Raw genomic sequence first — 21941 nt, forward strand, 5'->3', positions numbered from 1 at the left:
GTCGGCCACTTTCGTATGACTCGGATCGCAGCGATGCGATCAGGGCGGGGGTGAAGAAGAATCACCCGACGGCGACGAGGCCGGAGCCAGTGACGTCGTTGTCGTAGTTGTTGTCGTCGTCGTCGTGGTCGTTGCCGTGGGCGACGATGACGGTGTCGACGACGCCGCGCTTGGACCAGGCGCCTGCATGATTCCAGGGTTGGGCGTTGTCGTCGTGGTCACGCCGCCAGGCAGCTGAGGGTTGGCCGGATTGACTGAGATCCCCGGAATCGCCGTGGGAGAGGTGGCAATCGAGGACTGCTGGTCGGTCGTCAACGGCGGTACGGCGGGTGACGTGGTCTCCTGGACCTGCGTCATCAACTTGCCCCAGCGCTCGACGAGATCCGTCTTGTCCTGCGAGTCCTTGACCGCATCGGCACGGTGAGCTGCGTTGTCCAACACCATCTTTGCCGCGGGAATGTCCCCAGCAGCCAACAGACGCTCGGCCTTCTCCAGCTCGGAGGTCGTGTCGATTTTCGCCACCGTCGAGTTTGCCTCGTCGGCGAAGACGACCTGCTTGACGCCCCAAAGAGCATCGCCGGGCTGGGCGTCGTACGCCATCGCCGTGGCGCCACCGAAGACCACTGCTGCCACAGCTGCGGCGGCGGCGATCGGGCGGACCACTCGCAATCGGGAACGGGAACGTGAACGTGAACGCTGACGATCGGAGAAGCCGGACGGCGTCGCTGTGATCGCAGCGATGACGTCGTCCAACAACGGACCCTCGGGCATCGGAGTCGCAACGACATCGTCACGCCATTGCGAGAGAATCAACGCAAGTTCGTACTGTTCGGTGCTATCGGTTGCTACCGGCCCACCACTCGAAATGGATTCGATCAGCGCATCGTCACGCCGAACCGCAGCCAAATCCACTGGCGTACCGTCGTCGGCGAGATCACCGAGATTCGAAGCGTCACGCTCCTCGTCTCTAGCCAAAGCTCTCACCTGCTTTCGTTACTTCTTTTTTCAGTTTCGCGATCGCCCTGTGCTGAGCGACTCGTACAGCTCCGGCGGTACTACCGACGGCGACGGCCGTTTCTTCGGCCGACATCCCGACCACCAGGCGAAGTATCAAGATTTCTCGATGCTTCTCCGGAAGTGTGCCGAGCAGTTCGTGCATCTGTCTGCTGGATTCCGAATCGAGAGCTCGCTGTTCGGGACCATCATCCAGTGCTATTACATCCGGTACTTCGGAAACGGGCTCCGACTTGTTACGGGCGGAGCTTCGATGTGCGTCCGCAACCTTGTGTGCCGCAATTCCGTACACAAAGGCCATGAACGGGCGTCCCTGGTCTTGATAACGCGGCAGCGCGGTCATCACGGCCAGACACACTTCCTGTGCGACGTCGTCAGCGGACAGGTGTCCTCGCTCGGCCGCACCCACTCGACCGCGGCAGTAGCGCACCACCATCGGTCGGATGTTCTCCAGAACCAAAGCTAGAGCTGTACGGTCGCCCTGCGCAGCAGCGGCGACCGCGGTGTCCAACTCATCGCTCGTATTTGTCATCGTCAGCGAAAATCCTGGCGTTACAGTGGCACCTCCCGAGCGGGTGTGCTCCCGCTCTCAGCGGAACCCTCTAAGAGTAACCATCCGGACCGGCTGGTCTCCGCATGCCCGCCCAGCAGTCGCGATATCGAATCAGCCCTGTCTGGAATGTTCTCCGGACTCTTTCGGCGAAGCGGCTACGACAAAGGGAGGAGTGATCCACCTCGCATCGCGATCAGATCGCCGATCTCACGGGCACTCGGTGAGGTCCTCCCACCGCTCACACCCTCGATCAACATCGACGACGCCCAGGCCAGGGGCAGCAGGCCGTACTGCTGACACCGTGCGAGCACATCCACTGCCGACTCCACGGCAGCGCTCGGGTCTGTTCCGGTCAGGGCGGCGCTACGCAAGAGACCCGACTTCACGCGGTGCCGGACGGACTCCGATTCCCCTGACAATTCGACGGCGCGTTCTGCGTGTCTGCCGGCGCGCGTGAAGTCACCTCCCGCCAGCGCCAGTTCCGCCGAGACCCATTCAATCCGAATTTCCTGCCGCCACAGCCAGCCCTCGTTACCCAGACGCGCCCGACATTCCGCCAGCAGGCGCCAGCCGAGCGGGAGCCTGCCACAGCCGAGGGCGTCTGCGGCCAGACCGGTCAGCGCATCACAGGCAGCCTTCGGGTTGACGGGCAGGCCGTCGACTATCGCCAATGCACGCCCGTCCCACGTGGCCGCGAGCGCATGGCGTCCGCTTTGACGAAGAAACGACGCTCTAGTGCTGGCAGACAGAGAGGAAAGGACTCGATCCGAATGCGTCGAGAACCCCGACGTGCGCCGGTCCAGGACATCCAAGGCCGCCCGCGCTCTGGCGTAGTGCCCCTGACCACCGAGAACCACTGCCGTTGTCCACCAATCCCGGGTGGAGCCGGGCTCCGGGAGCCGGTCGAGGTCCGGATCCGCGCCGAATGCGGCGGACTCGAGGGTCCTGGATCGTACAGATGCTTCAGGGCGCGCAGGTGTCGACACAGGTAGATCATTGCAGCAGCCCTTGCAGACAAGCGCCCGACCAATGCCGTGATTCGCACAAGACGCGAAAAGGCAAGTTTGTCGGAGTTAATCAGATATTCAACTGAGATTTGCCAAATGTACTCGTAATGATATTTAACGGGCATATATCCGTGACGTTAACTGCGCATTACTTATTGGACAGATGTCCTAGTTGAAACTGGGGCACTAAGTCCCGAAATGGAGTGAAACCTCGTTCGCTCAATATCGGACAAATGACGCAAACCGAGCTGAACGACGGAGTGATTTCGCCAGGCGATCAGCAGCAAACATATCCCTGATCTGTGGGTTTCGCATCTCGAGCAGCCAAGTTTCTCGCTCGGCACCTCGATCAACCCGATTCCGACATCGGCGCAGCACAACGCACGGAGGACCCGAAATGTAAATATATACTTCGTTAACTCTCGCATTTCGATATATGCCGATCGCCACTGAACGAGCCTATTGACGCGATTTACTCAGCACCCTTACGGTTAGCAAGCGTGAACGATTCAGAAGGCCCGGATAACCTCCGGGCAACTTGGTCCGCTCGTTGATCAACGCGAGCTTGCAGTAAGGAGTCAACATGCCTGCACCGAATCACCTTCCAGGCCCCAACGCAGACATCTGGGACTGGCAGATGCACGGTCTGTGCCGCGGAGTCGACTCCTCGATGTTCTTCCATCCCGATGGCGAACGCGGTAGAGCACGTGCCCAGCGCGAAACCCGCGCGAAAGAAATGTGCCGTCAGTGCCCGGTACTGATGCAGTGCCGCAGCCACGCGCTGACCGTCGCCGAGCCGTACGGCATCTGGGGAGGAATGTCGGAAACCGAACGTGAACTACACGCGCGCCACCGTCGCACCACTCGCATAGCGTCCTAATACGCGCAGGTCGAGAGCACAAGGCCCCCGAGAGTATTCGGGGGCTTTTGCATGCCCACACCAGTTCGTGAAAAGAATTTCCGACACCGACCCATCCTGTCGACAACCGACTCCGAATGCCTTCTGACAGTGCACCTCAGCACATCCCTTCAGGAAGGCAGACCCATGAACACCTCTACTCGAGTTCTGGCAGTCACCGCAGCAGCTTCTTTCGCCGTCTTCGGCGTCGTCGGTTGCTCCTCCGACGACAACGATTCGTCGACCGACACGTCCAGCGCCGCCATGACGTCTTCTGCCATGGGATCGAGCATGTCTCCCAGCAGCGCGATGGCGGAGCCTGCTTCCGATCTGGTCGGTGCCGGTTGTGCCGACTATGCAGCAGCAGTGCCGAGCGGCGCCGGATCGGTCAGCGGAATGGCCCAGGATCCGGTTGCCACAGCGGCATCCAACAATCCGTTGCTCACCACCTTGACCGCGGCAGTCTCCGGCCAGCTCAACCCGGACGTCAACCTGGTCGACACTCTCAACGGTGGCGAGTTCACCGTCTTCGCACCGATCGACTCGGCATTCGCCAAGATCGACCCCGCCACGATCGACAGCCTCAAGACGGACAGCGCCACGCTGACCAAGATCCTCACCTACCACGTGGTTCCCGGCCAGATCGCCCCTGACGCGATCGACGGAACGCACCCCACCGCCGAGGGCGGAACGGTTACCGTCACCGGATCCGGTGACAACATCAAGGTCAACGACGCAACTGTCGTCTGCGGTGGAGTCAAGACCGCAAACGCCACCGTCTACCTCATCGATTCGGTGCTGATGCCGCAGTAGTCCCCACCTGCTGTGCGCCTTTGTTAACCCCCCGCGGTTAATAAAGGCGCACAGCGGCCAACGGCGGGCCGAGAGAAAAGAACCGGACATGCACGCTACGGTTGTACGCGATGAAGCGAGACAACTCTTCGTGAGCGAGCCAGACCATGCGTCGGAGGCGGCCGACGCATGCCCGACGGACAATTCTGCGGCCCGCACCGCGCGAATCGCGGAATCACGCGAGCTGGCAGTGATCCTCGCGAACGTTGCCGGCGGCGACCAGAGCGCCTTTGCCGAGTTCTACGACCGAACCAGCTCCCGCGTCTACGGCATGGTTCTGCGTGTACTCCGTGATCCAGGCTTCTCCGAGGAAGCTGTCCAAGAGGTCTATCTCCAAGCCTGGAAATCGGCCGGCAGCTTCGATCCGGCCAAGGGGTCCGCACTCTCCTGGCTCCTGACGCTCGCTCACCGCCGCGCGGTGGACCGCGTCCGCTCCGAACAGTCGAGTTCGGATCGACAGGCTCTCTACGACACCACGAATGCGACTCCCGAGTTCGACGTCGTCAGCGACGAAGTGACACGAAGAGACGAGCATCGTGCTGTCACCGACTGTCTCGAAACGCTGACGGACACTCAGCGCCAATCGGTGACTCTCGCCTACTACGGCGGCCGAACGTACCGCGAGGTGGCCGAAGATCTCGGCGTGGCGATTCCCACGATCAAGTCGCGAATTCGCGACGGACTACTGCGCCTACGTGGATGTTTGGGGGTGATGTGAGATGGACGAAGAGCTGATCGACTACGCGTACGCCTACGCGATCGATGCGTTGGACCTCGACGAGCGCCGTGAGGTCGACAGACGACTTGCCACTTCGGACTCCGCGACCCGAGCCGAATTCGACGCCCAGGTCCGACTCACCGCCGAAACCATGGCTGCGATGACCGTTGTCGATGCCGTCGAGCCCCCTCCGTCACTGCGCAGCAGCGTCCTCGCCTCCATCTCGGAACAGACCGCTGCTGCCGACGCCCCGATCTCGCTGGCCGAGCGTCGTAACCGTCGACGCCCGTGGACCATGGCGCTTGCCGCGGCCGCCGCAGTCGCAATCCTGGTCGGCGGCATCGGAATCGGACGCACGCTGTCCGACAACACACCGCCGCAGAACGCCGCATCCGAGATCATGGCAGCACCCGACGTTCATGCCACCACGCGTGAGATCCCAGGCGGCGGTAGTGCCACGACGCTGTTCTCCCCATCCGAAGACGCGGCAGTTCTCGTGATGAACGATGTGACTCCCCCGAGTCCGGATACCGTGTACCAGATGTGGCTGGTGCCGGGCGATGCCGACAGCACCACGATGATCCCGATGGGGACGATGGCTCCGGGCGACGTCAAACCCACCACCCAGGTGGTGCTCGACGGCATCGGCCCGAACACGAAGTTGGCGTTCACTGTCGAACCGCCCGGCGGATCGCAGCAGCCGACCAGCGAGCCGTTCGCAACGATCCCGCTCATCTGATCGCCAGACGAAAAAGATCCCCCACCGGATTCCGGTGGGGGATCTTTTCTTTGTCGAAACTACGAGCAGCGAGTTAGTGGCTGTGACCGTGTCCGGTGTCGGCAACTTCCTCGGTCGGCTTCTCGACGACGGCGCTCTCGGTCGTGAGGATCATCCGCGCGACGGAAGCGGCGTTGACCACTGCCGAGCGAGTGACCTTGACCGGGTCGACGACGCCGTCGGCAAGCAGGTTGCCGTAGGTGAGGGTGGCAGCATTGAAGCCTTCGCCCTTGGTCATCTCGGCGACCTTGCTGACAACGACGGAACCGTCGATGCCTGCGTTGCTGGAGATCCAGAACAACGGAGCGTTGAGGGCCTCACGGACCACGGCAACGCCGGTGGCCTCGTCACCCGACAGTCCGAGGTTCCCGATCAGAGCCGTACCGGCCTGAACGAGAGCCGATCCGCCACCGGGGACGATGCCCTCGGCAACTGCTGCCTTCGCTGCGTTGACCGCATCCTCGACGCGGAACTTGCGTTCCTTCAGATCGGTTTCGGTGGCTGCGCCGACCTTGATGACCGCCACGCCGCCGGACAGCTTCGCCAGACGCTCTTCGAGCTTCTCGCGGTCCCAATCCGAATCGGTGTTCTCGATCTCGCGACGCAGCTGCGCAACGCGGGTCGCGATGTCGTCAGCGGTACCTGCACCGTCGACGATGACCGTCTCGTCCTTGGTAACGACAACGCGGCGAGCGCTACCGAGCAATTCGAGGCCGGCTTCCTTGAGGGAGAGACCGACGTCGGTGTTGATGACGGTGCCTGCCGTGACGACTGCGAGGTCGTCGAGGAATGCCTTGCGACGATCACCGAAGAACGGCGCCTTGACGGCGACGGCCTTGATGGTCTTGCGGATGGAGTTGACCACCAGGGTGGAGAGAACTTCACCCTCGATGTCCTCGGCGATGATCAAGAGCGGCTTGCCGGATTCGGCAACCTTCTCGAGCAGCGGCAGGAAATCGGGAAGTGAGCTGATCTTCTCGCGGAAGAGCAGGATCAGCGCGTCTTCGTAGATGGCCTTCTGCGCATCGATGTCGGTGACGAAGTAGGGCGAGAGGTAGCCCTTGTCGAACTGAACACCTTCGGTGACAACGAGTTCGGTTGCAACGGTGGAGGATTCCTCGACCGTCACGACGCCGTCGGTTCCGACACGGGTGAGTGCCTCGCCGACGAGCTTGCCGATCTCTTCGTCACGCGAGGAGACGGTGGCGACCTGAGCGATCGACTTCTCGCCCTCGACGGGGGTGGCTGCGGCGAGCAGTTCCTCGACGACCTTGTCGGCTGCGGCGTTGATGCCGACGCCGAGCGCCATCGGGTTCGCGCCCGCTGCGATGTTCTTGAGTCCGCCGCGGACGATGGCCTGGGCCAGGACGGTCGCGGTGGTGGTGCCGTCGCCGGCAACATCGTTGGTCTTGGTGGCGACGCTCTTGACGAGCTGTGCGCCGAGGTTCTCGAAGGGATCTTCGAGCTCGATCTCACGGGCGATGCTCACACCGTCGTTGGTGACGGTGGGGCCGCCGAATGCCTTGGCGAGCACGACGTGGCGTCCACGCGGGCCCAAGGTCACCTTGACGGCGTCGGCAAGCTTGTCGACTCCGGCTTCGAGAGCGCGGCGTGCGGTCTCGTTGAACGCAATTTGCTTGGACATCTGTTCTGTCAGCTCCTGAATCTTCGGGGCGTGAACGCATTCCGCCCCGGGATCCTGTGTGGACTCCGGGGCGGATCACGTGTGTCTTACTTGGAGACGACAGCCAGCACGTCGCGTGCCGACAGGATCAGGTATTCCTGGCCGGCGTACTTGATCTCGGTTCCGCCGTACTTGGAGTAGATGACCGTGTCACCCTCCTTGACGTCGACCGGGATGCGGTTGCCCTGCTCGTTGACGCGGCCTTCGCCGACTGCAACGACGGTGCCCTCCTGGGGCTTTTCCTTGGCTGTGTCAGGAATGACCAGGCCGGAAGCCGTCGTCGTTTCAGCCTCGTTGGCCTGGACGAGGATCTTGTCCTCGAGCGGCTTGATGTTGACGCTCGCCACGATGAGCCCTCCACTTTGGGGTATGTGCGTCCGAGGCGATCCTCGGACAGCTGTTTGGGTATGCCGTTTACGGCGCGTCACTGCAGTCCCGTCGTCGCGGGTGCCGGAACTCGATCAGCGCCAATTGGCACTCTATACGTGAGAGTGCCAACCCTCAAGGACTGGGCGCATTTTTCTCTTCGTCCAGAGCGAAACAGGACAACCGTCCACCACGTTCACCTATTGTTCACTTCGTGACGAACATCAATCGCCGTAGTTTTCTGACCTTCGCCGGACTCGGCGCCGTCGGCGCGGTCAGCCTTGGCAAGCCGTGGGGCCTGCAATATGCAGGCGCGTCGACCATTCCGACGTCAGGTCCTGGCACCACTCTCGAGTCCGTGTCCACGCCCGTCAGCAGCAGCGGCTACACCAGGCTCACTGCCGGGCCGGGTTGGGCGAACATCGTGCGCAGCGAGTTGGCCGAGCCGAAGTCAGGACGCGAGGATCGCCGCACCGCACTCGCCTCGCTCGTACAGCTGACCGACGTCCACATCGTCGACGCCCAGTCCCCCATGCGATTCGAGTACGTCCACCAGATCACCGGCTCGGCGTTCCGCCCACAGGAGACCCTGACGGCGCACGGGCTGATTTCACTTGTCCGACGAGTCAACTCGATCGGCAGTGGCCCACACACGTCGCGACCCTTCGATGCCGTTGTCACCACCGGCGACAACACTGACAACAAGGAATTCGCCGAACTCGACTGGTTCCTCACCTCCCTCAACGGTGGAACCGTCGTCGCCAACACCGGCGCCAAGGATCGCTACGAGGGTGTGCAGAACTCGGGCGCGGATCTCTACTGGAACCCTGAGTCACCGATGCTCGACATGTACAAGAAGGCCGGTTTCCCCGAGATCCCCGATTTCTTCGGTGCCGCGTTCACTCCCGTGTCGAGCCCCGGCCTGAACACGCCTTGGTACTGCGTGTTCGGCAATCACGACGATTCGGTGTCCGGCACGGTGCCCAGCGGTATCCCGCCGCTCGAAGCGATGTACACGGGATCTCTCAAATTCGAGGTGCCCGGTTCACCCGAGCAGGCCAAGCAGATCGACATCGCCACCAAGTTCGATCCCAGTGCGATTCCCGGAATCCTGTCCGCCTTCACGACGCCGCCGCGCCAGGTCACCCCCGACCCGTCGCGCGCACCGTTCACACCGCGGCAGTTCATCGCCGCACACCTTGATCCGGCGCATACCGGCCCCGGCCCCGTCGGGCACGGTTTCGCCCCCGACGCCGGAGAAACGGGTATCGGCTACTACTCGTTCGAGATCGCACCGGGCGTTGTCGGTATCAGCATGGACTCCACCAACCGGGCGGGCTTCGTCGACGGTTCGTTGGGCGCCGCTCAGTTCCAGTGGATCGAGAACACCCTGCGCGCCGGCAGCAGCACCTACTACGACGCAGCGGGCTCTCGCGTCACCGAGTCGCGTAGTGACACCTACTTCGTACTGTTCAGTCACCACACGAGCGACACGATGGACAATCTCATTCCCGATCCCGAGAACATCCTCGAGCCGCGCTTCCGCGGTTCACAGCTTCTCGACTTGCTGCACCGCTTCCCGAACGTGCTCGCCTGGGTCAACGGACACACTCACGAGAACAAGATCACCCCGTGGCCCGGCGCGACCCCCGAACAGGGCTTCTGGGAGATCAACACCGCCTCGCACATCGACTACCCGCAGCTCGGGCGCATCGTCGAGATCGCAGACAACCACGACGGAACGGTGTCATTGCTCGCGACGCTCTTCGAGGCGGAGAGCCCCAATTCCGCCGACTACAGCGACAAGTCGGCAGCCGGGCTCGCCTCGCTGTACCGGGAACTGTCGTTCAACGACATCCACCGCGACCCGAAGTTGACCGGTACCGGCGTCGATCAGAACGTCGAATTGTTGGTTCACACCGGACGATGATCCCGATTGCCGCAGTGTCCTAGGCGATTTCAGGTCCGCTCGAACTCGAGCGGTGCGCTTTCGCCCACGACACTGCGGCAACCACGAATCGAACACCGAACCCGATCAATACCAGATTGCAGATGATCTGCAGGCTCACAAGTCCCCTGGCCAGATCCGTTTGCGCCGCGATGTCGCCGAAACCGACGGTCGAGAAGACGGACAGCGAGAAATACAGCGCCGCCATCCGTGACAGTGGTTCGGTGAAGCTGCCGGCGCTCGCATGCTCGACCGAAAAATAGGTGATGGACACCAACAACAAGTACGTCGGCATGACCACCGCCACAGCTTCCACCGCCTGCAGGGAAGGCACGTCGGAACGCAGAATTCGCCACACCTGCCAGGTGGTCACGGCAAGCACCGCCACCCCTCCACCGATCAACAGGAAGATCGCACCCGCCGTGTGAACGTCGATCCACGGCAGGAAGAAATACGCGCATCCGAAGGCGATCACCGTCAGCGTGGGTCGAAGCACCGCGCCACGGATCAGCGCGCGTCGCCGCTCCCCGTCGATGTGGGGGGAATTGCCTTTTTTCTGCATGAATCAATGATCGACAATTTCCCAGGTAAAACCACCCTTTCGGTCCGAAATGAGCATCACGGAGACGAAAAGCACTGAGCAATCCTCACGAACCTTCTGTAACGTTCATATAACGGCGGTCGATTGAACATTGACCGGTATTGACTGCGAGGAGGTGCGCGATGAGTTGTTCACTGGGAATTTCCACTGGATCTTCCGGTGTCTATTCAGCCCTCGTCGACACCGATACCAGCACAAATGCGCCAGGAGCCGTGCCTGCCGAGACCCGATTCGTCTCGGCCGATCAGGCCAATTCCAACGTCGGCGACCTCGTTCGCGCTTCCATCAAGCTGATGACGACGCAGGTAACGGACGGATCTGCGGCGCCGCGCTCCATCGGTGTCAGCTATCGCACGGACGACCAGCTCGCGAGTATCAGGTCTTCGCTCTCCCGCTCGCCGAAGCAGGTCCGTGCCATCCCCGAACCTGCCGCCGTACACGCCTACCTTGCCGAGACCGGGAAGACCGAGCGGTACGACACGACAGCTCAGGTGGATGTCGGAGATCAGGGCCTGACGGTGTCCGTCGTCGACCACACCGGTGAAGTTCTGCATTCCGACCGTATCGACGCCCTCGCGGGGGCCGGGATCGACCGGGCTCTCGTCGAGTTCGTCACGGAGAAGGCCGCAGGGCACCTGCGCCGCTACACCGACGCGGAACTACTTGCCGCCCGGTGCCACGTCGCGAAGGAACAACTGTCCACGGCCGCCAAGGTCACCATCGACCTTCCCGTCGATGCGATGTCGATCTCGCGCGACGAGTTCGAGGCCATCATCGCCCCGGACATCGAGCGCGCCGTCACCTTCATCCGTGAGGTCGTGAACGGCTCGCCGCGGCCCGTCGGAGCCGTCGTACTCATCGGCGGTGGTGCACACATTCCAGCCGTGCGCTCCGCTGTCGCCGCTGCCGTCGATCTCCCCCTGGTCGAGATCGACGAGCCCGAGACTGCGGCAACCAAAGGTGCTGCGCTCCTTGCTGATTCGATCACCGCAATCCGTTTCCCCTTGTTGGGCTCCGGAACTGCACAGCGCTCTGGATCCACGGCCAAGGTCTCCGGCGCTCTGATCGGCGCGCTCGTCGTCGGCGGACTGGTACTCGGTTACGGCGCAAAGGAATTGGTGCCGACCGATGACACCGCTGTCTCGCCCGTCGGAACCGGTTCGACCACGACGACGGTGAGCCCCGAAGCGACGCTGAGCACCGGTTCGACGATCATCCCGTCTCATGACCCCCTACCTTCGGTAGCGGGTAGCACATACCCGCAGTACGGGTATCCCACAACACCGTTCGACTCACAGCCGTACGGCACACACACGTACACAACGCATCAGTACACGCTTCCGCCGGCGCCGATACCCGACACCTCGACCACAACCGCGCCGCCGACGACGACAACAACGACTCCCAGTTGGCCGACCATCCCCGGAATCACACTGCCCGATCCGCCGGCATGGTGGCCGACGCTCCCGGACACGGAGGCGACGCCTCCGATCGATCCGACCGAGGGAAACCCGGGCGGCGGTATCGGCCCGGGCGAGAGCGGCGGCGAAAACCCGACGACACCGGAAAATCCCGGATCCGGTTCCACCGAAACGGAAATCACGACCCCCGGTGGGAGTAATCCGACGACAAAGCCCGGTGAACCGAACATCGCGACGCCCGAACCGGGTGCCGCGACCACACCGGATCGGGAACCGGTCCCAGTCGGTTGATTCTCAGCGCAGCCTGAATCTCAGCGCATCAACTGGCTGACCGAGACCGACAACCCCGGGTCGGTCGCAACACTCAGTTCCGAAGGGCCTGCGCCGTTCCCGATGAGGTGGGCGGCCAACGAAGCGATCATGACGCCGTTGTCCGTGCAGAGTCGAGGTTTCGGAATTCGCAACGTGATTCCGGCTTCGACGCAGCGCTGCTCGGCGAGCGAGCGGATACGTGAATTGGCCGTGGCACCGCCGCCGAGAACCAACGTGTCGACTCCGACATCCTTGGCTGCACGCACTGCCTTCATCGTCAGTACGTCGGCAACCGCTTCCTGGAACGAGGCAGCGATGTCCGGGATCGAAAAGGACTCGCCTGCGCGCTCTTTCGATTCGACATAGCGAGCGACCGACGTCTTGAGTCCCGAGAACGAGAAGTCGTGCCGCGAATCGCGCGGGCCGGTCATGCCACGAGGAAAGGCGATTGCGTTCCGATCTCCCTCTTGCGCAGCAGCATCGAGTGCCGGTCCGCCGGGAAATCCGAGTCCGAGCAGTCTGGCCACCTTGTCGAAGGCCTCGCCGGCGGCGTCGTCGACAGTCGTGCCCAGTTCGACAATGGGCTTACCCAGATCTTCGACGTGAAGCAGGTGCGTGTGACCACCGGAGACGAGCAATGCGACGCACGAGGGCAACGGACCGTGCTCGAGAGTGTCCACGGAGACGTGACCACCGAGGTGATTGACCGCATAGAAGGGGATGTTCCATGCTGCCGCATAAGCTTTCGCGGCGGCAACACCGACCAGCAGCGCGCCGGCCAGGCCAGGTCCGATAGTGACGGCAAGCGCGTCGGGCTTCTCGATACCGGCGACGGCAAGGGCGCGGCGCATCGTCGGCACTATCGCCTCGAGGTGAGCCCGCGAGGCTACTTCTGGAACCACTCCGCCGTACCTGGCGTGCTGATCCACGCTCGAGGCCACCTCGTCGGCCAACAGGTCGCAGGTTCCGTCGCCGTTCCAGCGAACGACACCGACTCCTGTTTCGTCGCAAGAGCTTTCGACACCCATGACGATCATGCTTGCTGCTCCTCAGTTTCGCGGACACCGAGCACGGCGGGCCGTCGCATCGTGTACGCATCTGCCCCACTGGGCTGGTAGTACTTCTTTCGCGTTCCGACGATCTCGAATCCTTCACGCCGGTACAGCGCGATCGCAGGTTCGTTGTCGGTACGCACTTCCAGGAACACCGGGCACTGCCGTGAATCCGCCAGCGTCAGAAGCGCATCGAGCAACGCGCTGCCGATTCCCACCCGCTGAGCCGAAGGATCCGTGCCGATGGTGTGAACCTCGGCCTCCATGTTCGGCGACGCCCCCAAAAGGGCGACTCCGGCGTAGCCGAGGACGTGACCGTTGGGTTCTCTGGCAACGAAATAATGATTATGTGCGCCCGCAAGTTCCGAGACGAAGGCTTGCGCGCTCCATGGCCCGTCGCCCGCGAACAAGGCGCGTTCCAACTCGGCGCACCGTTCGGCGTCATCGACATTCATCGGCTCGATGCTGTACTTCATCTGCTCTGTCACTTCACCGGCTCTGTCTCACTTGCCACGTTCTGCGAGGGTCTTCGCATCCGGGCGTCGGAGGTACAGCGGCTCGAGCGGGGCAGGAACCGAGCCGGCCAGAATCTCGCGGGCAGCGACTGTCACCAACCCGGCCGGCGACGGTGTCTCAGCGGGGTCGACGGGCAGGTCGAAGAAGTCCACATGCGAAGCGGATCCGGCAATCATAGTCGAAGGCGAATGATCGACGTCGCCGGCGGAATTCACAGCCGGCCCTTCGACGCGCGCACCGCCGTCGTAGCGCGCCCAATAGATCTCGCGACGCCTCGCATCGGTCACGACGAGCAAGCTCTCCGTGGTCGGTACCGCAGCCGCGATGGCGTCGAGGCTGCAGACGCCGTACACGGGAACACCGAGTGCGTCGCCGAAGGCAGCGCCAGTCGCCATGCCGACCCGCAAACCGGTGTACGGCCCCGGCCCGACACCCACTACGACGGCATTCAACTCGGCCGGCGTGAGCCCTGCCTCGGCGAGGCATTCGAGGACGTGAGGAGTCAGGACCTCGGCGTGCGCACGAGGATTGACCGTGACACGCACGGCAAGCGTCTCCACTGTGTCCGGTGACGAAGCCGACAGGGAGACGACTCCGGCAGTGACTGCCGGAGTGGAGGTGTCAATTGCGAGAACAAGCACGATTTCTCAGGGTACCCGCACGTGAAGAACTACTTCCGGCCCGGGAGGGTCACGACGGCTGTGACACCAAATTCCGTTTCACGACGTCCAGGCCCAGCTGGCCGTCCGCACATCTGATTCAGGTTCCCGATGAAGCTGCACTCGCAGGTGCCGTTCGACGAGCCTTTCCACAACGTCGCCACCCCATTCGACAACCACCACTGCGTCGGTGAGGTCTGTATCGAGGTCGAGAGCATCGAGTTCGTCGAGTGCGTGCGGTCCGCTGTCGCCCAGTCGGTATGCATCGACGTGAATCATGCCGACGGGATCGCCGCCGCCGGGACGGGTGCCCGGTCGATGCTCACGGGCGATGACAAACGTGGGGGACGTCACCCGGCCCTGCACGCCGAGGCCCGCTCCGATACCGCGAGTCAACGCCGTCTTGCCTGCCCCGAGCGGACCGTCGAGCACTACCAGGTCGCCGGCAACAAGCCCCGCCGCCAATCGTCGGCCGAAAGCCTCGGTGTCCTCGGCCGTTTCCAACGTGATCTGTCCGGATTCGGGAAGTCCGGTGAAGTTCTCAGCCGACATCGGACCGCTCTTCGACCTGCGCACGCTGCACCAGCTTGTCGATTGCGTCGGTGACGATCGCCGGGAACTCGAGCTGCACCAGATGGCCGGCCCCGTGAACTCGCACGAGTTCGGATTCGGGGAGATCGGCAGCGAGACGCTTGGAGCTGATGAACGGAATCATCATGTCTTGATCGCCGCAGATCACCACTGCTGGTGTGTGCGCGAGGACCTCGAGGGACGCGGACTCGTCGTGCAGTTCCAACGTCCGCAGGAAATTCACGATGGTCACGACCGAGGTCCGATCGAGCATGCCGTCCGAGAGTTCATGCAGCCGAGGGCTGACATCGGTGCCGTACGACGCCGCGCGCAGGATCGGAGTAATCAGGACTCGCGCAGCGCCCCTGGCGTGCTGAACCACTCCCGGTGAGGTGCGCACTGCCAACCGAAAACCGTCGATGATCGGGTTCTGCAGATTGCGGGTCAGACCGGTCTCGGCCAGGCCTGCCGCCGTCGTCGCGACCAGCCCGACGCCGATGACGCGGCCCTCGAACCATTCGGGTCGCTGACCGGCGAGCGCGAGTACCGTCATACCGCCCATCGAGTGACCGACGAGAACTATCGGGCCCTTGGGTACCTTGGCCTCGACGACGGTCGCGAGATCGCGGCCGAGCTGCGAAACCGTACAACTCTTCGAGCGTGGCATACCCGAATCCCCGTGTCCGCGCTGGTCGTAGAACACCATGCGAACCTTGTTGCCCCATCGCTCTTCGAGCTGGCGGCGCTGGAAATGCCAGGACAGCGCACTCAGGCAATATCCGTGCACGAAAACGACTGTCAGCGGAGCGTCGTCCGGTCCCACTTCGCGAACTGCCAGCTCGACGCCGTCCTCGGTGCGCACAGTGCTCTTGCGGTCGCGCGTCATGAGGTCGAAGTCCTCGTCGGCGTAGATTTCCCGGCCAGGACGCGTCGCGGTCTTGAATGCGTTCACGCCGGCCATCGACCCGAGCGCCACAGCGCTGAGCAGGCCACCGAGAATGCTCATTTTTCCTGCAGTCTTCATGACGTCTCTCCCCCGATGTACGTACGCACAGTGCGTCCACGTATTCCGGTCACGACCTCGTAGTGAATGGTGTCGAGTACGTCGGCCCAGGCCTGCGCGTTGGGTTCGCCGTGATCGCCGTTGCCGAAGAAGATCGCGGTGTCGCCTTCGCGAACTCCGTCGCCGTCCGGCCCCAGGTCCACCAACACCTGGTCCATGCAGATACGCCCGACCGCCTGGCGACGCTTACCGCCCAACTGCACTTCGAACTTGCCGCTCAGTGAACGAGACAAACCATCGGCATAGCCGACGGGCAGCAGCGCAAGAGTGGTGTCGTGCGGTGCGACCCACTGATGCCCGTAGGAGACGCCCTCTCCGGCGGCCACCTTCTTCACCAGAATCACCTTCGCTCGCAGCGTCATCGCCGGTCGTAGACCGAAATCTCCGAGTTCGGGCACCGGAGACAATCCATATATCGCTATTCCGGGTCGAACCATGTCAAATCGCAGGTCAGGGCGGGTAACCGTCGCCGCCGAGTTGGAAAGATGAACAACTTCGGGGTCGAATCCGTGGGCACGGACGTCGGCAACCGCGTCGATCAGGCGTTGCTTCTGCATGTCGATGACGTCGTGATGTGGCTCGTCGGAGTGCGCGAGGTGCGAGAACACTCCGCGTAGCCGGATCTTGCCCTCGTCCCGGGCAGCGGCGAGGTCGTCGAGCATCTGCGGCCACTCGGTTCTCGATACGCCGTTGCGATTGAGACCGGTGTCCACCTTGAGCGTCACCGTCGCCGGTAGTCCCAGAACTCGTGCCGCGTCGACCACCGCAGCCAGGTGTCGCGGCGAGGAGACCCCGATCTCGACGTCCGAGCGGATCGCCGACGCGAAATCGGCGTCGACGCCGTGCAACCAGGCCAGGACGGGAGCGGTGATGCCTGCCTCGCGAAGAACCAATGCCTCGGCGATGGTGGTGACGCCCAGTTCCCGGGCTCCGGCTGAGAGTGCCGTCCGTGCCACCGCAACTGCGCCGTGGTTGTATCCGTCCGCCTTGATGACCGCCATCAACGCAGCATCCCCGGCAAATTCACGCAGGACTCGCACGTTGTGCGCGATAGCGTCCAGATCGACGACTGCCTCCGTCTGAGGCCCTACTGCGATGCCGAGTTGGCTCGACTTCCCCTCCGCAGGCTCCTTCGGTGCTCTTCCCTGGGCAAGCGTCATGGCGACAATCCTGCCACCAACACAGGATCGGACACGTGTTCGGGTTTGAACACACTCAGTTCTGGGCAAAAGAGCGGAGCACACGCACCGACTCGCGCAGTCCTCCCAGCAGGGGTGACGCCGAAATCGGTGCTCCGGCGACATCGCTCCGATCGCCCGCGGCGGCGATATTCGCAGCCAACGCGTGGGCCCGCGCGCCGACGGCCCCGGCTTCGAGAGGCCCCAGACCCGCAGCCAGCAACGCGCCGATCACGCCGGAGAGGATGTCACCCGAACCTGCCGTCGACGCCCAGGAGCCGCCGGCGTCGTTGACCAGGACCTCACCGCCCGGATCCGAGATCACCGTCGTATGGCCCTTCAGTAGCACCGTGACTCCGAGTCGTTCGGCAAGAGCACGCGTGGCTGCGATTCTGTCGTCGCCGAGAGGTGTGAATCGTGCGAACTCGCCGGCGTGGGGAGTCAGAAGTGTCGGCGCGGCCCGTGCTGCGACAAGTTCGGGACGCTGAGCCAGCAAGGTCAGTCCGTCCGCATCGACGACAACAGGCACATCGGAAGCGAGTACCGACGCGAGAAGTCGCACAGCGGCATCGTCGGTACCCATACCGGGGCCGACCACCCAGGCCTGAACTCGCCCCGCAGCCTCGAACGTCTCACTGGCGATCACCTCCGGGAACCGGGACAGCACCTCTGCGGCTCCGTGCCCGGCGTAGCGGACCAGACCGGAGGTCGCGGTCACCGCGGCGCCGGTACAGAGCACGCCCGCGCCCGGATACTGCTCGCTTCCCGCAACGATGCCCACCACACCCTGCGAATACTTGTCGTCGTCTGGACCAGGTACCGGCCACAGCGCGCCGACCTCGGCCGGATCGAGCGAACCGAACTCCGGTTCGCCGACGCTCAATCCGATGTCCACGAGTTCGACACGACCACACAGCGGCGCCGCGAGTACGTGTACCGGTTTGAGCGCACCGAAGGTGACCGTCACATCAGCGCGTACCGACGGACCGTCCACTGCGCCGGTGTTCGCGTCGACGCCGCTCGGCAGATCGACCGCCACGATCGGCGCATCCACCTGGCCGACCAGCTCAGCCGCATTCGGCCGCAGACCGCCGTGCCCGGAAATCCCGACGATGCCGTCGATCACCAGATCCGGCGACCCGACTTCGGCGGCGACTCGGCCACCGGCCTTCAGAAGAGCGTCGAGGCCCGCCCGATGAGCGCGGGCCGGGTCGAGCAGCACGGCCCGGACACTCACACCTCGTTTGCGGAGCAACGCACCGGCCCACAGGGCGTCACCGCCGTTGTCGCCGGTACCTACCAGGAGCGTCACGGACCGATGTGCGACCGATCCTGTGCGCGAACGTAATTCGTCCGCGACGACTCGCGCGAGACCGTAAGCCGCTCGACGCATCAGCACCCCGTCCGGCAGCTTGTCGAGCAGTGGCGCCTCCGCTGCTCGCACCTGATCGGCTGTGTAGAACCCACGCATGTCGGAACCCTTCAGTTGCCGTCGCTACCCTCGGAACCATGAAATCACGTCTTCGCCCGGCAATCGCGGGACTCGTGCTCGCTCTCGGCTTGGTCGGGTGCAGTTCCACCACCGACTCCACACCACCGGCTCCGGAAACGACGGCCAGCGGACCTGTGGTCACAATCTCCGGGATGGCGTACTCCCCCGCTTCCATCACCGTGAACGTCGGCGAGACGGTCACGTGGGTGTTCGACGACAACGGAATGGCTCACGACGTCAGCGGCCTCGGTGACGCCAAGGGCAAACTCCGCAGCCCACTCAAGAAGTCGGGAACCTACACCTACACGTTCACCGAACCCGGGACCTACGACTACACCTGCACACCTCATCCCGAGATGCGCGGAACCGTCGTCGTTGCGGCGCAGTAACGCACTCGGGCCCCACAGTCTTTCGACTGCGGGGCCCGGGTTTTGGGCGAAAGCTATTCGACCGTAACCGATTTCGCCAGGTTACGCGGCTTGTCGACGTCGTATCCGCGCGCCGCGGCAACCTCGGCTGCAAAGATCTGCAACGGAACCGTGGACAGCAACGGCTGCAGCAGTGTCGGTGACGCCGGAATCTCGATCAGGTGATCCGCATGCGCCGCGGCGACGGTGTCGCCTTCCTCCGCGATGACGATCGTCGTCGCACCGCGTGCCTTGATCTCCTGGATGTTCGACACCAACTTCGAGTGAAGCACAGCGCGACCCTGCGGCGACGGCATGACGATGATGACCGGCAGGCCCTCCTCGATCAGCGCGATCGGGCCGTGCTTGAGCTCACCGGCGGCAAAGCCCTCGGCGTGCATGTAGGCAAGCTCTTTGAGCTTGAGTGCACCCTCGAGCGCCACCGGGTAGCCGACGTGGCGACCGAGGAACAGCACGGTCGACGCGTGCGCGAACTGGCGTGCCAACGCGCGCACCGGTTCTGCCGTCTCGAGTACCTTGCTGACCAATGCGGGCATCGCTTCGAGGTCGGCGTACTCGCGGGCGACCTCGTCCGGGTACTTGGTGCCGCGCGCCTGCGCCAATGCCAATCCGACGAGGTAATTCGCGGTCACCTGCGCAAGGAACGCCTTGGTGGACGCGACCGCGATTTCCGGTCCTGCCCGGGTGTAGAGGACGGCGTCGGCCTCACGCGGGATCTGCGCACCGTTGGTGTTGCAGATCGCGAGAACCCGTGCCTTCTGATCCTTGGCATGCTTGACAGCTTCGAGCGTGTCGGCCGTCTCCCCCGACTGCGAGATCGCGACAACAAGCGTCGAACGATCGAGAACCGGGTCGCGGTAACGGAATTCGCTGGCGAGTTCGACCTCGACAGGTAGACGCGTCCAATGCTCGATCGCGTACTTCGCCAACAGACCGGAGTGGTAAGCGCTACCGCAAGCGACAACGAACACCTTGTCGACGTCGCGCAGTTCCTGATCGGACAACCGCTGCTCGTCGAGGACGATCTTCCCGTTTTCGAAGTGGCCGAGGAGCGTGTCGGCGACAGCAGTCGGCTGCTCTTCGATCTCCTTGAGCATGAAGTAATCGTGACCACCCTTTTCGGCGGCCGCGAGATCCCAGTCGATGCGGAACGGGCGTCCTTCTGCCTCGTTACCCGCGAAGTCGGAGATCCGGTAGCTGTCGGCAGTGATCACCACTGCCTGATCCTGTCCGAGTTCAACCGCATCGCGTGTGTGCTCGATGAATGCAGCGACGTCGGAGCCGAGAAACATCTCGCCCTCACCGACACCGACGACGAGCGGCGTGGAGCGGCGCGCCGCAACAATCGTGTCTGCGTGATCGGCGTGCGTGAAGACGAGTGTGAACGCACCTTCCAACCGACGAACCACCGACAGCGCACTCTCGATGAAATCGCCTGCCGTCTGCCCCTGCGCGTACGCCCGGGCTACGAGGTGGACTGCGACCTCGGAATCCGTGTCGCTCTGCAGTTCGACGCCTGCAGCCTCGAGCTCTGCACGCAGCGGGGCGAAATTCTCGATGATTCCGTTGTGAACGACAGCCAGCTTGCCCGAGGCATCACGATGCGGGTGCGCATTGCGGTCCGTCGGACGCCCATGCGTCGCCCAACGGGTATGGCCCATACCGGACGTACCGACAAAGTGATCCGCACCGTACTCGCCGAGCTCCGCCTCGAGGTTGGCCAACTTGCCGGCCTTACGCTCGATCTCGACCCCACCGGTTCCGTCGAGAATCGCGATTCCCGACGAGTCGTACCCGCGATACTCCATTCGTCGCAAAGCCTCCACCACAACGCCCAGAGCTGGGCGGTGGCCGACGTATCCCACGATTCCGCACATGGTGACTCAGGGTACTTGGACATCAGTGGTGGGCGCATTTTGCGGTTCCCGCACCTGGTTGCAGCGTCCGCTCCGCATACACGAGGCGGCTCATCGGATAACGTCTTCAACCGTGGCACCGAAACTGAAGACACTGACCCGTGAGCTGTCCAAGCGCGGCCCGCACCGAGTTCTCCGCGGCAACCTCGCCCTGGCCGGACAGCCGGGTGTCGTGTACACGCCGGAAACCGGTTTCAATCTCCCCGCCGTTGCCTTCGCGCACGGGTGGATGGTCGGGTCACACAAGTACGAGCAAACACTCCAGCACCTCGCTTCCTGGGGAATTGTCGCAGCGGCGCCCGACAGCGAACGCGGTCCGGTCCCGTCACATCTCGGATTGGCTGCAGATCTTCGGGCGACGCTCGACATCTGCGTCGGCGTCCGACTCGGCCCCGGCCAGATCAGCGTCCAACCCGATCGGGTCGCCTTTGCCGGTCACGGCATGGGCGCGGGCGCGGCGGTACTGGCCGCAGCGCAGCGCGGGGATGTCGGTGCGGTAGCCGCACTGTTCCCGGCCCCGACAGCACCCAAGGCAGAGAACTACGCGTCGAAGATCACAGCGCCCGGATTGATCCTCGCCGGCGAAGACGACGTCGATTCCTTGACCAGCAATGCCCGCCCGCTGAGCGTGGAGTGGGGCGGTCCCGTCGTCGCACGCACCGTGAACGACGGCCAAGACGCCGGACTGATCGAAGGCCGACGACTCCTCGGTGCCCTGGGTCTCGGTGGATCCGAGCGCAAGACACAGTCCGCCACACGGTGCCTGCTCACGGGCTTCCTGTTGTTCCATCTGACCGGCGACAAAAAGTACAAGGATTTTGCTGATCCCGACGTCGAGATTCCGCACACGGCGCCGTTGCTGCCGGTCGAACCTCACTCCGACGCGCGGGCCAGCCAGCTGTTGCGTAAGTAGGG

The 21941-nt window shown here is 63.5% G+C and carries 22 protein-coding genes; 8 read left to right on the forward strand and 14 right to left on the reverse strand.

The genetic code is table 11. The features are described from left to right. Nucleotides 1-39: 39 nt before the first annotated feature. From ACFWEM_RS14485 to ACFWEM_RS14495, 3 genes are all read right to left on the reverse strand, one after another. A complete protein-coding gene (locus ACFWEM_RS14485; RefSeq protein ID WP_378534413.1) occupies nt 40-984 on the reverse strand; it encodes an anti-sigma-D factor RsdA in 945 nt (314 codons plus the stop codon). Continuing rightward, the gene (locus tag ACFWEM_RS14490; protein ID WP_003940953.1) at nt 968-1546 is read right to left on the reverse strand and encodes a sigma-70 family RNA polymerase sigma factor; all 579 of its coding nucleotides are present in this window, start codon (nt 1544-1546) and stop codon (nt 968-970) included. The genes ACFWEM_RS14485 and ACFWEM_RS14490 overlap by 17 nt, the downstream gene beginning before the upstream one ends. Nucleotides 1547-1722: 176 nt before the next feature. Continuing rightward, on the reverse strand, nt 1723-2553 hold the full coding sequence (locus ACFWEM_RS14495; protein ID WP_378534415.1) for a hypothetical protein: 831 nt from the start codon (nt 2551-2553) through the stop codon (nt 1723-1725). A 604-nt stretch (nt 2554-3157) separates the two neighbouring features. On the opposite strand from ACFWEM_RS14495, the gene ACFWEM_RS14500 reads away from it, so the two are divergent. From ACFWEM_RS14500 to ACFWEM_RS14515, 4 genes are all read left to right on the forward strand, one after another. After that, nucleotides 3158-3454: a WhiB family transcriptional regulator gene (locus ACFWEM_RS14500; protein WP_003940939.1), complete on the forward strand. Its 297-nt coding sequence runs from the start codon at nt 3158-3160 to the stop codon at nt 3452-3454. Nucleotides 3455-3619: 165 nt separating this feature from the next. Continuing rightward, on the forward strand, nt 3620-4285 hold the full coding sequence (locus ACFWEM_RS14505; RefSeq protein ID WP_007728616.1) for a fasciclin domain-containing protein: 666 nt from the start codon (nt 3620-3622) through the stop codon (nt 4283-4285). An 88-nt stretch (nt 4286-4373) separates the two neighbouring features. Continuing rightward, nucleotides 4374-5042 carry a sigma-70 family RNA polymerase sigma factor gene (locus tag ACFWEM_RS14510; protein WP_378534417.1) on the forward strand — a complete coding sequence of 223 codons (669 nt, stop codon included), beginning with the start codon at nt 4374-4376 and terminating at the stop codon, nt 5040-5042. A 1-nt stretch (nt 5043) separates the two neighbouring features. Continuing rightward, nucleotides 5044-5781 (forward strand): anti-sigma factor domain-containing protein, encoded by a 738-nt coding sequence (locus ACFWEM_RS14515; RefSeq protein ID WP_378534419.1) that lies wholly within the window; start codon nt 5044-5046, stop codon nt 5779-5781. Between the two features lie 73 nt (nt 5782-5854). Here the strand turns inward: ACFWEM_RS14515 and groL are convergent, their stop codons facing one another. Both groL and groES read right to left on the reverse strand, forming a co-directional pair. After that, nucleotides 5855-7465: a chaperonin GroEL gene (gene groL, locus ACFWEM_RS14520; protein WP_378534421.1), complete on the reverse strand. Its 1611-nt coding sequence runs from the start codon at nt 7463-7465 to the stop codon at nt 5855-5857. Nucleotides 7466-7551: 86 nt separating this feature from the next. After that, nucleotides 7552-7851: a co-chaperone GroES gene (gene groES / locus ACFWEM_RS14525; RefSeq protein ID WP_003940763.1), complete on the reverse strand. Its 300-nt coding sequence runs from the start codon at nt 7849-7851 to the stop codon at nt 7552-7554. A gap of 233 nt (nt 7852-8084) precedes the next feature. Between groES and ACFWEM_RS14530 the strand changes: the two genes are divergently transcribed. Beyond that, complete coding sequence (locus ACFWEM_RS14530; RefSeq protein ID WP_378534423.1) at nt 8085-9800, forward strand: TIGR03767 family metallophosphoesterase; 1716 nt, start codon at nt 8085-8087, stop codon at nt 9798-9800. Between the two features lie 19 nt (nt 9801-9819). Here ACFWEM_RS14530 and ACFWEM_RS14535 read toward each other — a convergent pair whose 3' ends face one another. After that, nucleotides 9820-10380, reverse strand: a complete 561-nt coding sequence (locus ACFWEM_RS14535) for a potassium channel family protein (RefSeq protein ID WP_378534425.1) — start codon at nt 10378-10380, stop codon at nt 9820-9822. Between the two features lie 161 nt (nt 10381-10541). Between ACFWEM_RS14535 and ACFWEM_RS14540 the strand changes: the two genes are divergently transcribed. Then, nucleotides 10542-12131: an Hsp70 family protein gene (locus ACFWEM_RS14540; RefSeq protein WP_378534427.1), complete on the forward strand. Its 1590-nt coding sequence runs from the start codon at nt 10542-10544 to the stop codon at nt 12129-12131. 20 nt (nt 12132-12151) lie between these two features. Here ACFWEM_RS14540 and tsaD read toward each other — a convergent pair whose 3' ends face one another. The 7 genes from tsaD to ACFWEM_RS14575 form a co-directional block, all read right to left on the reverse strand. Further along, nucleotides 12152-13189 (reverse strand): tRNA (adenosine(37)-N6)-threonylcarbamoyltransferase complex transferase subunit TsaD, encoded by a 1038-nt coding sequence (gene tsaD, locus ACFWEM_RS14545; protein WP_378534429.1) that lies wholly within the window; start codon nt 13187-13189, stop codon nt 12152-12154. Beyond that, nucleotides 13186-13680: a ribosomal protein S18-alanine N-acetyltransferase gene (gene rimI, locus ACFWEM_RS14550; protein ID WP_378534596.1), complete on the reverse strand. Its 495-nt coding sequence runs from the start codon at nt 13678-13680 to the stop codon at nt 13186-13188. Before rimI ends, tsaD begins: the two co-directional genes overlap by 4 nt. Before the next feature lie 27 nt (nt 13681-13707). Next, complete coding sequence (gene tsaB, locus ACFWEM_RS14555) at nt 13708-14361, reverse strand: tRNA (adenosine(37)-N6)-threonylcarbamoyltransferase complex dimerization subunit type 1 TsaB (RefSeq protein ID WP_378534431.1); 654 nt, start codon at nt 14359-14361, stop codon at nt 13708-13710. 78 nt (nt 14362-14439) lie between these two features. After that, nucleotides 14440-14931, reverse strand: a complete 492-nt coding sequence (gene tsaE, locus ACFWEM_RS14560) for a tRNA (adenosine(37)-N6)-threonylcarbamoyltransferase complex ATPase subunit type 1 TsaE (RefSeq protein WP_378534434.1) — start codon at nt 14929-14931, stop codon at nt 14440-14442. After that, nucleotides 14921-15973: an alpha/beta fold hydrolase gene (locus ACFWEM_RS14565; RefSeq protein WP_003940782.1), complete on the reverse strand. Its 1053-nt coding sequence runs from the start codon at nt 15971-15973 to the stop codon at nt 14921-14923. Before ACFWEM_RS14565 ends, tsaE begins: the two co-directional genes overlap by 11 nt. After that, nucleotides 15970-17172, reverse strand: a complete 1203-nt coding sequence (gene alr / locus ACFWEM_RS14570; RefSeq protein ID WP_378534436.1) for an alanine racemase — start codon at nt 17170-17172, stop codon at nt 15970-15972. Before alr ends, ACFWEM_RS14565 begins: the two co-directional genes overlap by 4 nt. 55 nt (nt 17173-17227) lie before the next feature. Continuing rightward, entirely contained in the window at nt 17228-18661 is a 1434-nt protein-coding gene (locus ACFWEM_RS14575; protein WP_378534438.1) for an NAD(P)H-hydrate dehydratase, read from the reverse strand. Between the two features lie 38 nt (nt 18662-18699). On the opposite strand from ACFWEM_RS14575, the gene ACFWEM_RS14580 reads away from it, so the two are divergent. Next, the gene (locus ACFWEM_RS14580; protein WP_378534440.1) at nt 18700-19071 is read left to right on the forward strand and encodes a plastocyanin/azurin family copper-binding protein; all 372 of its coding nucleotides are present in this window, start codon (nt 18700-18702) and stop codon (nt 19069-19071) included. Between the two features lie 53 nt (nt 19072-19124). Here the strand turns inward: ACFWEM_RS14580 and glmS are convergent, their stop codons facing one another. Continuing rightward, nucleotides 19125-20987 (reverse strand): glutamine--fructose-6-phosphate transaminase (isomerizing), encoded by a 1863-nt coding sequence (glmS, locus tag ACFWEM_RS14585; protein WP_378447804.1) that lies wholly within the window; start codon nt 20985-20987, stop codon nt 19125-19127. A gap of 112 nt (nt 20988-21099) precedes the next feature. Here glmS and ACFWEM_RS14590 point away from each other — a divergent pair, with 112 nt between their 5' ends. Further along, entirely contained in the window at nt 21100-21939 is an 840-nt protein-coding gene (locus tag ACFWEM_RS14590) for a dienelactone hydrolase family protein (protein WP_378534442.1), read from the forward strand. The last annotated feature ends 2 nt before the right edge of the window (nt 21940-21941 follow it).

Origin of the sequence: Rhodococcus sp. NPDC060176 (genome assembly GCF_042728675.1) — a bacterium.
GTDB lineage: Bacteria > Actinomycetota > Actinomycetes > Mycobacteriales > Mycobacteriaceae > Rhodococcus_F.